Genomic DNA, 8,792 nt, shown 5'->3' on the forward strand with positions numbered 1-8,792 from the left:
TGCAGGCGCAAGCCACCCTGCCCCGGCCCGGAAAAAGAAACGGGCCGCGATGCATCACGGCCCGTTTCCTTGCTTTCCCACTGCCCCGCCAAAGGCGGGGGCGGCGTTACAACTGCGCGGCCACGTCTTCGGGAATGTCGAAGTTCCCGGTGACGTTCTGCACGTCGTCATCTTCCTCCAGCGCGTCCAGCAGCTTCATCAGCTTCTGCGCGGTTTCCAGATCGATCTCGGTCGGGGCCTGCGGCTTCCAGATCAGCTTGGCATGCTCGGATTCGCCAAGGCTGGCCTCCAGCGCGGTCGAGACCTCGGCCAGATCGGTATCCGAGGTATAGATCCAGTGGCCGTCCTCGTCGCTTTCGACATCCTCGGCGCCAGCCTCCAGCGCAGCCATCATCACGGTGTCCGCGTCACCGGCGCTGGCCGCGTACATGATCTCGCCCTTGCGGTCGAACATGAAGTTCACCGAGCCTGTCTGGCCCAGATCGCCGCCATGCTTGGTGAAATAGCTGCGCACGTTGGACGCCGTACGGTTGCGGTTGTCGGTCATCGCCTCGACGATGATCGCGATGCCGTTCGGGCCGTAGCCCTCATAGCGGATCTCGTCATAGTTCTCGGCGTCGCCGCCTTGCGATTTCTTGATCGCGCGGTCGATCACGTCCTTGGGGACCGAGTTCGACTTGGCTTCCTTCACCGCAAGACGCAGGCGCGGGTTCTTGTCGGGATCGGGATCGCCCATCTTCGCGGCGACGGTGATTTCTTTGGCCAGTTTCGAAAACAGCTTGGAGCGCAGCTTGTCCTGCTTGCCCTTCCGGTGCTGGATGTTGGCCCACTTGGAATGGCCTGCCATGGTACTACCCAATATTGCTGTGGATTATTGCAGGCGCTTTTAGTCAGACAGCGCCCGCGCCGCAAGCACTACGCCCCGCGCGACTGCCGCTTGAGCACTTCGGACAGGACATACAGCCGCAATGCGGTCGCAAGTCCGACCTCGGGCGGGCGCTTGCTGTCGATGGCGGCGATCAGCGCGGCCGCCGTTTCTTCCTGCGATTTGGCGATATCGCGCAATTCGCGCCAGAAGGCATCTTCAAGACTGACCGAGGTGCGATGTCCGCCGATGGTGACCGATCGTTTCACGGGCGGGGACATCGCAGGCAGGTCAGGCATCGTCGCCATCCTCGCGCCGGTGCTGGTCCAGATGCCGGGCGGCGCGGGCCTTGGCATCGGCGTCGGTCAGCTTCTCGGCCTTGCTGCGGCCGAATTTCGCGGCATTCGCATCGCCCTGCTTGCGGGCGGTATCACGGGCGGCGCTTTTGCGCGCCGCCCGCAGGTTGATGATCTTGGCTGATCCGTTTCCGGTCAACTCAATCCTCCGGCCCAACCATCAGTTCCGGCCGCACGACGCGGTCGAAGGTCTCGCCATCGACAAAACCAAGGGCAATCGCCTCTTCGCGCAGCGTGGTGCCGTTCTTATGCGCGGTCTTGGCCACTTTGGTCGCATTGTCATAGCCGATGGTCGGGGCCAGTGCCGTCACCAGCATCAGCGATTCCTTCATCAGCTTGTCGATGCGCGGAATGTTCGCCTGCGTGCCGACGACCATGTTGTCGGTGAACGAACCCGCCGCGTCGCCCAGCAGCTGCATGGATTGCAGCACGTTATAGGACATCATCGGGTTATAGACGTTCAGCTCGAAATGGCCTTGCGAACCGGCGAAACCAATGGCCGCGTCATTGCCCATGACATGTGCGCAAACCATGGTCAGCGCTTCGGCTTGGGTCGGGTTGACCTTGCCCGGCATGATCGACGAGCCCGGCTCGTTTTCCGGCAGGATCAGCTCGCCCAGACCCGAGCGTGGGCCGGAACCCAGCAGACGCATGTCATTGGCGATCTTGAACAGCGAACCTGCGACAGTTTTCAGCGCGCCCGAGAAGAAGACCATCGCGTCATGCGCGGCCAGCGCCTCGAATTTGTTCGGCGCGGTGACGAAAGGCAGTCCCGAGATCTTGGCGATTTCCGCCGCAATTGCGGTGTCCCAGCCCTTCTTGGTGTTCAGACCGGTGCCGACAGCCGTGCCGCCCTGCGCCAGTTCATAGATGTCACCCAGCGCCAGCTTGACGCGCTCGATGCCCTTGGCGACCTGATGGGCGTAGCCGCCGAACTCCTGACCCAGGGTCAGCGGCGTCGCATCCTGCGTATGGGTGCGGCCGATCTTGATGATGTCCTTGAATTCTTCGGACTTCGCGACCAGCGCGGCATGCAGCTTTTCCAGACCGGGGATCAGGACGTCGCGCGCCTGCATACCGATGGCCACGTGCATGGCAGTCGGGAAAGTGTCGTTCGAGGACTGACCCATGTTCACATGGTCATTTGGGTGGACGGGCTTTTTCGAACCCATCACGCCGCCCATGATCTCGATGGCGCGGTTCGAGACCACTTCGTTCGCGTTCATGTTCGACTGCGTGCCCGAGCCGGTCTGCCAGACCACCAGCGGGAAGTTGTCGTCAAACTTGCCAGCCGCGACTTCCGAGGCCGCCTGAACCATCGCGCGGCCCAGATCCGCATCCAGATTGCCGGTGGCCATGTTCACTTCGGCAGCCGCCTGCTTGATGATGCCAAGCGCGCGGATGATCGCGACGGGCTGCTTTTCCCAGCCGATCGGGAAGTTGATGATCGAGCGCTGGGTCTGCGCGCCCCAGTACTTGTCGGCAGGAACCTCGAGCGGGCCGAAGCTGTCGGTCTCGGTGCGGGTATTGGTCATGTCATATTCCCTCGCGGTTTTGCGGGCGTTCTATCCCCCACGCCGCGGATTCGCAAATGGTATACGAATGTATGCCGTTAGCGATCACAGTTTCTGGCGAAAGACGTAGACCCGCGCCGGCGGCAGATTCGCCCAGATCCGGCGGCTTTTTTCGTGCCTTAGTCCAAAGCGCGTCCTGACCGCCTCTGACAGCGGCACGACCGGACCATAGGTGATTTGCACGAAAGGCGCGCCCGGCTTCATCATTGCCAGCGAAGCGCCCAGAATGGCCGCTTGCAGGTCGTCCGGCATCGGCAGGGTCGGCACCCCAGAAATCACCGCTTCCAGCCCCCGCCGCCCCGCATTCACCATTTCCTGTGCGGGCAGGTTGTGGACCTGCACGCCCGGAAAACGCTGGCGCAAACGACTGCAAAAGGCGGCGTTCAGCTCATAGAGTTCAAGCCGTTCTGGCGGCAGACCGCGTGCCAGGATCGCCTTGGTGATGGTGCCGGTGCCCGCGCCGATCTCGGCCACGGCCTCCATCCGGGGATCGACCAGCCGCGCCATTTCCCGCGCCACCGCCCGCCCCGTCGGAGCAATCGCGCGAATTTCGCGGGGACGACGCAGGAACTGACCCAGAAAAAGCGACAGATCGGACAAGGCGGCCTCCAGCTATCATGCTAGAGCCCGCCTGTAATTCGTCCGGGTTTCAGGAATGTGACGGGCTACTTGCGCCACTTGTCGAGGCTGACGACCTCGGCACCGCCCTTGGGCGCATCATCGCCGCCATCGTCATCCTCGGCCTCGTCAAGGATCTCTTCCTCGTCTTCGTCCTCGTCGTCATCGGGCTGGCTTTCGAAGCGCAGGCCGAATTCGACCGACGGATCGACAAAGGTCCGCACCGCGTCGAAGGGGATATACAGCGGCTCGGGCGAGTTGCCGAAATTCAGCGTGATGTTGAACCCGACCGGCGTCACTTCCAGATTGTCGAACCAATGCTGGATGACGATGGTCATCTCATCGGGATAACGTTCGCGCAGCCAGTCGGCGATTTCGACATCAGGATCGCGGGTGTCGAAGGTGATGAAGAAATGATGCTCTCCCGGCAGCCCTTCCTCAGCCACGGCCCTCAGGACATCCGCAATCAGCCGTTGCATGGCCCGATGCATCATCCCGCCGTAATCGATTCCCCGCACCATGGGCTTCTCCCTAGATCCTGTCGGTCAGCATAGGGGATTGCGCCCCTTTGAAAACCCCTAGCACCGGTGCGAAAGGTTGCCAACGGGTCGCAAGAGCGCCTTCACCGTTTCACAAATACCCATGCCAAGATCCGCCGAAAACGCGAAACGGCCCCGAAAGGGGCATAGCGTTTCTGCATTTTAAAGGGAAATGATGGCGCGGTTGACGGGGCTCGAACCCGCGACCCCCGGCGTGACAGGCCGGTACTCTAACCAACTGAGCTACAACCGCGCATCATTTTTGACGAAAACCTGAAGCAGAGTGGCGCGGTTGACGGGGCTCGAACCCGCGACCCCCGGCGTGACAGGCCGGTACTCTAACCAACTGAGCTACAACCGCTCTCTGCTTCCCCAGTTCGTCTCTGGAGTGCCGGCGGTTTACGCAGAGAGCCGGGTGGCGTCAAGGCCGTTTTCGGCAAAAAACACATCGACGCAAAAAACTTCTGTGGAAAGCAAAAAGGGGCGCCCCAAAGGACGCCCCACAACCGGTTGGCGCATGCCACTTGCAAAGGCGTCGTTACTTGCGGACGGTCTTCTCGTCGAAGTCAGGCAGGGCCTGCAGTTCTTCCTTGGTGTAGTTGGTGGCAAAGAAGGTGTCATTGCCGACCGAGATCATGTGGATCGCGTCCACGCCCAGCAGCACCTTTTTCGCGCCGATGCCAAGGAAACCGCCGATATCGGCAATATAGCCCAGCACCTGCCCGGAATCGTTCAGCACGATATCATTGACCTTGGCGATGTCCTGCCATTCGGCGGGGCGCTGCTCCAGCGTCGCGGGCTGGCTCCAATCGGTCGACGAGGGCTGGTTGGTGGTCCAGATGCGGCGGCTGGTCAGCCACGAGCCCAGCAGGCCCGGATCGGCCTCGGAAATCGCGGGCGGGTTCACATCGGGCGGCGTCACCGGAGCGGCGGCCACCGCCTCAACCGCCGAATCCGCCGCGTCCGAGGCAGCTGCCTCGGCTTCCTTGGCGGCGTCGGCGGCAGTCTCGGCTGCGGCATCGCCCGTTACCTGCGCGGCATTCGCCGCTTCGTCGGCGGCGGTTGCCGCAGCATCCGCCGCAGCATCGGCAGCCGAGGCAGCCTCATCCACCGCCTGTTCGGCTGCGGCCCCGGCCTCGGTTGCTGCAGCATCGGCTGCGTCCTTGGCCTGCTCAGCGGCGGTCTCGGCCGTCTGGGCAGCCTCGGCGGCCTGCTCGACGGGGGCCACGGGTGCGGCAGTCTGTGCATAGGCCGGTACGGCAAAGGCCAAAGCAGCGGCAGCGATGACAAAGGGTTTCATGGACGATGTCCTTTCCGGTTGTCGTTTTCTTGGGGTGACGGCGGGGCCATCCTATGGCTCTGAAACGTCACGAAATCTCGCTTCGTTCCGTTCCTGCGGAAGCTTTTTCGATCACGAATAGGTAAGCCGCAGGCGGGGATCGCGCGGTCGGGGCTGGTTACCCGCCCAGCCGGGGATGGCTGATGCGCCCACCGCAGACCGGTCCCGGCGCCCCGGTGGTGCCCGGCCCCGATGTCGACAAGCCCCGCAGCACCCGCACCGCAAGCCAGCCAAAGGCCTGCGCCTCAAGCATGTCGCCATCCAGCCCGGCTTCCTCGACCGGGGCGACCCGGCAGGGCAACCGCGCGGCCAGCGCCGCCATCATCGCGCCATTATGCCGCCCCCCGCCGCAGACCAGCACCAGTTCCGGCGCTTGCGGCAGCAGCGCCACCCCAGCAGCGACCGCCGCAGCCGCGGCATGGGTCAGCGTCGCGGCCGCGTCAGCATCCGCCAGCTCCGCGACCCCTGCCAGCAGATCGGGAAAGGCGTCCCGGTCCAGCGATTTCGGCAGGGGCCGGGCGAAATGCGGATGGGTCAGGAAACGGGTGATCACCTCTTCATCGGGGGTCCCGGCCGCGGCCAGCGCGCCTCCCTCATCGCGCAGCAGACCACGTCGCGCCCGCATCAGGTCGTTCACCGGCGCATTGGCCGGGCCGGTATCAAAGGCAATACAGGCCCCTTCCGTTTCGGGCGCGGAGGCCGAGGGATCAACCCATGTCAGGTTGCCGACCCCGCCAAGGTTCAGGAAAGCGACCGGCGCGCGCGGCAGCAGCCCCTGCCCCATCGCCCATTCGGCGCAGGCCCAGTGAAAGAAGGGTGCAAGCGGCGCGCCCTCGCCGCCCTGTCGTACATCCTCGCTGCGGAAATCCCAGACCACCGGGCGGTCCAGCCTGCGCGCCAAGGCCGCGCCGTCGCCGGCCTGATGCGTGCCGCGGCCGTGCGGGTCATGGGCCAGGGTCTGGCCGTGATAGCCGATCAGCTGCGCCTCGGGGAAGTCATCCGCCAATGCGGCATGGGCAGCGACGGACAGTTCCGCCGCCTCGGCCACATCCGGCCCACCCGGCCATTGCCCAAGGGCGGAATGCAGCATCGTCGATTCATTGCCCGAATAGGCGCGATAGGCGCTGCGCCCGAAACCACCGATCCGGCGTCCGTCGGTTTCGATCATCGCCGCATCCACCCCGTCCAGCGAGGTCCCCGACATCATCCCCAGCGCTTGCAGCATATCCATCACTTTCCCTTTGCCCTTGGCGACGGTATATCCGCGCCATTCGAAAGGAAAAGCTCATGACCTATTATGCCAAGTCCGAATTCCTCCATGTCATGATGGAGCGCGGCTATCTGGCGGACTGCACCGATCTGCAGGCCCTGGACGACGCCCTCATCGAAGGTCCGGTCACGGCATATATCGGTTATGACGCGACGGCGGCCAGCCTGCATGTCGGGCACCTGCTGAACATCATGATGCTGCGCTGGTTCCAGAAGACCGGCAACCGACCCATCACCCTGATGGGCGGCGGCACCACCAAGGTCGGCGATCCGTCCTTCCGCAGCGAGGAACGCCCGCTGCTGACCGCCGATGCCATCCAGTCGAATATCGACGGGATGGGTCAGGTCTTTGCCCGCTACCTCGATTACGGGGATGGCAAGGCCAAGATGCTGAACAATGCGGAATGGCTGGATAACCTGAACTACCTCGATTTCCTGCGCGACATCGGGCGGCATTTCTCGGTCAACCGGATGCTGTCCTTTGAATCGGTGAAGTCGCGGCTGGATCGCGAGCAGTCGCTGTCCTTCCTTGAATTCAACTACATGATCCTGCAGGCCTATGACTTCCTTGAGCTGTACCGGCGCTACGACTGCCGCTTGCAGATGGGCGGCTCGGATCAGTGGGGCAATATCATCAACGGGATCGACCTGACCCGCCGCGTGCTGGATGGGGAAATCTTTGGCCTGACCTCGCCGCTGCTGACGACCTCGGACGGGCGCAAGATGGGCAAGTCGGCCGGCGGAGCGGTCTGGCTGAATGGCGCGATGCTGTCGCCCTACGAGTTCTGGCAGTTCTGGCGCAACTCGACCGATGCAGATGTCGGCCGCTTCCTGAAGCTGTACACCGACCTGCCGGTCGATGAATGCAACCGTCTGGGCGCGTTGCAGGGATCGGAAATCAACGCGGCCAAGATCATCCTGGCCAATGAGGTCACGACCCTGCTGCACGGGGCCGAAGCCGCAGCCTCCGCCGAGGCAACCGCGCGCGAAGTTTTCGAACAAGGCGGCGCGGGCGGTGATCTGGAAGTGGCCTTGGTCAGCACGGATGCCTTGGCCTCGGGCCTGTCGGTGGTGCAATTGCTGGTCCAGACCGGCATCGCCCCCTCGGGCAAGGAAGCCAAGCGCCTGATTGCCGAGGGCGGGCTGAAGCTGAACAACGAGGCGGTCAGCGACCCCCAATTAGCCGTCGATGCGGCGCTGATCGGGGACGGATTGAAGGTCTCGGTCGGCAAGAAAAAGCACCGCATGGTGCAGATCGGATAAACGAAAGGCCGGGGGAAACCCCGGCCTTTTTCATCGGAGAGCAGAATGACCGACGACCCGAATCTTCACGATGCCGCCTGCCATTGCGGAACAGTCCGCTTCCGGGTGCGGCTGGCCGACGGGTTCAATACGATCCGCCGCTGCGACTGTTCCTTTTGTCGGATGCGCGGCGCGGTGGTGGTCTCGGCCCGGCTGGGCGATCTGGAGTTTCTGTCGGGCCAGGAAAACCTGACGCTGTATCAATTCAATACCGGCACGGCCAAGCATTGGTTCTGCAAGACCTGCGGCATCTATACCCATCACCAGCGCCGCTCTGACCCCAGCCAATACGGCGTGAATGTCGCCTGCATCAACGGTGTCAGCCCGTTCGATTTCCCCGAGGTGATCGTGAATGACGGGGTGCATCACCCCGCCGACGGTCCGTCGGGAATCGCGGGCGTTCTGCGTTACTCGCCTGCCTGAGGCGACACGCGCCGTGCCGCTGCCATCACCCGGTCCAAGGATTGCAGGAACATCGCACGATCAGCCTTGCTGAAGCCGCCGCCCTTGCCCTGATGGAACGGATCGGCGGCGCGGATATCCTGCATCAGGTCGCGCGTGGCCAGCCGCCCGCCGATATTGGCCAGCGTCAGCACCTCGCCATTCGACTGCACGACCTGCGCCCCGGCCTTGAGGCAGCGATCCGCCAGCGGAATGTCCGAGGTCACCACCACATCCCCCGGCCCGCAATGCGAGGCGATCCATTGATCGGCCACATCCGGCCCTTCGGGGACGATCACCAGCGACACGAAGGGATTGGGCGACGGGCGCAAACCGCCATTGCAGACCAGCACCATCGGCAGGCGCAGGCGGGTGGCGACGCGTTCGGCCTCGGCTTTGACCGGGCAGGCATCGGCGTCGATGTAAAGGGTGGTCATCGGGGCGGCTCCGTTTGAAAGAAGCCCCGCCAAAGCGGGGCCTCCATGTCAG

General features: G+C 63.7%; 11 protein-coding genes and 2 tRNA genes. 2 read left to right on the forward strand and 11 right to left on the reverse strand.

The window, feature by feature from the left end:
* Positions 1-106: 106 nt before the first annotated feature.
* From GL300_RS11035 to GL300_RS11080, 10 genes are all read right to left on the reverse strand, one after another.
* On the reverse strand, positions 107-847 hold the full coding sequence (locus GL300_RS11035; protein ID WP_155039674.1) for a YebC/PmpR family DNA-binding transcriptional regulator: 741 nt from the start codon (positions 845-847) through the stop codon (positions 107-109).
* 68 nt (positions 848-915) lie between these two features.
* Positions 916-1,164, reverse strand: coding sequence for a ribbon-helix-helix domain-containing protein (locus GL300_RS11040; protein ID WP_155039675.1), 249 nt, complete (start codon positions 1,162-1,164; stop codon positions 916-918).
* Positions 1,157-1,360, reverse strand: coding sequence for a DUF4169 family protein (locus tag GL300_RS11045; protein ID WP_155039676.1), 204 nt, complete (start codon positions 1,358-1,360; stop codon positions 1,157-1,159). Before GL300_RS11045 ends, GL300_RS11040 begins: the two co-directional genes overlap by 8 nt.
* A gap of 1 nt (position 1,361) precedes the next feature.
* Positions 1,362-2,756 (reverse strand): class II fumarate hydratase, encoded by a 1,395-nt coding sequence (fumC, locus tag GL300_RS11050; RefSeq protein WP_155039677.1) that lies wholly within the window; start codon positions 2,754-2,756, stop codon positions 1,362-1,364.
* Between the two features lie 84 nt (positions 2,757-2,840).
* Complete coding sequence (locus tag GL300_RS11055; RefSeq protein WP_155039678.1) at positions 2,841-3,395, reverse strand: class I SAM-dependent methyltransferase; 555 nt, start codon at positions 3,393-3,395, stop codon at positions 2,841-2,843.
* A 65-nt stretch (positions 3,396-3,460) separates the two neighbouring features.
* The gene (locus tag GL300_RS11060) at positions 3,461-3,934 is read right to left on the reverse strand and encodes an SspB family protein (RefSeq protein WP_155039679.1); all 474 of its coding nucleotides are present in this window, start codon (positions 3,932-3,934) and stop codon (positions 3,461-3,463) included.
* Positions 3,935-4,128: 194 nt separating this feature from the next.
* A tRNA-Asp gene (locus GL300_RS11065) sits at positions 4,129-4,205 on the reverse strand.
* Positions 4,206-4,236: 31 nt separating this feature from the next.
* Positions 4,237-4,313 (reverse strand) — tRNA-Asp (locus GL300_RS11070).
* Between the two features lie 177 nt (positions 4,314-4,490).
* On the reverse strand, positions 4,491-5,252 hold the full coding sequence (locus GL300_RS11075; protein WP_155039680.1) for a PRC-barrel domain-containing protein: 762 nt from the start codon (positions 5,250-5,252) through the stop codon (positions 4,491-4,493).
* A 157-nt stretch (positions 5,253-5,409) separates the two neighbouring features.
* Positions 5,410-6,522, reverse strand: coding sequence for an anhydro-N-acetylmuramic acid kinase (locus GL300_RS11080; protein ID WP_394207718.1), 1,113 nt, complete (start codon positions 6,520-6,522; stop codon positions 5,410-5,412).
* A 56-nt stretch (positions 6,523-6,578) separates the two neighbouring features.
* Between GL300_RS11080 and tyrS the strand changes: the two genes are divergently transcribed.
* Complete coding sequence (gene tyrS, locus GL300_RS11085) at positions 6,579-7,823, forward strand: tyrosine--tRNA ligase (RefSeq protein ID WP_155039681.1); 1,245 nt, start codon at positions 6,579-6,581, stop codon at positions 7,821-7,823.
* A 45-nt stretch (positions 7,824-7,868) separates the two neighbouring features.
* Complete coding sequence (locus GL300_RS11090; RefSeq protein ID WP_155039682.1) at positions 7,869-8,285, forward strand: GFA family protein; 417 nt, start codon at positions 7,869-7,871, stop codon at positions 8,283-8,285.
* On the opposite strand, the gene GL300_RS11095 is transcribed toward GL300_RS11090, so the two are convergent.
* Positions 8,270-8,740 carry a YaiI/YqxD family protein gene (locus GL300_RS11095; RefSeq protein WP_155039683.1) on the reverse strand — a complete coding sequence of 157 codons (471 nt, stop codon included), beginning with the start codon at positions 8,738-8,740 and terminating at the stop codon, positions 8,270-8,272. The genes GL300_RS11090 and GL300_RS11095 overlap by 16 nt on opposite strands.
* Positions 8,741-8,792 lie beyond the last annotated feature (52 nt).

It is taken from the genome of Paracoccus litorisediminis, assembly GCF_009711205.1.
GTDB classification, from domain to species: Bacteria; Pseudomonadota; Alphaproteobacteria; order Rhodobacterales; family Rhodobacteraceae; genus Paracoccus; species Paracoccus litorisediminis.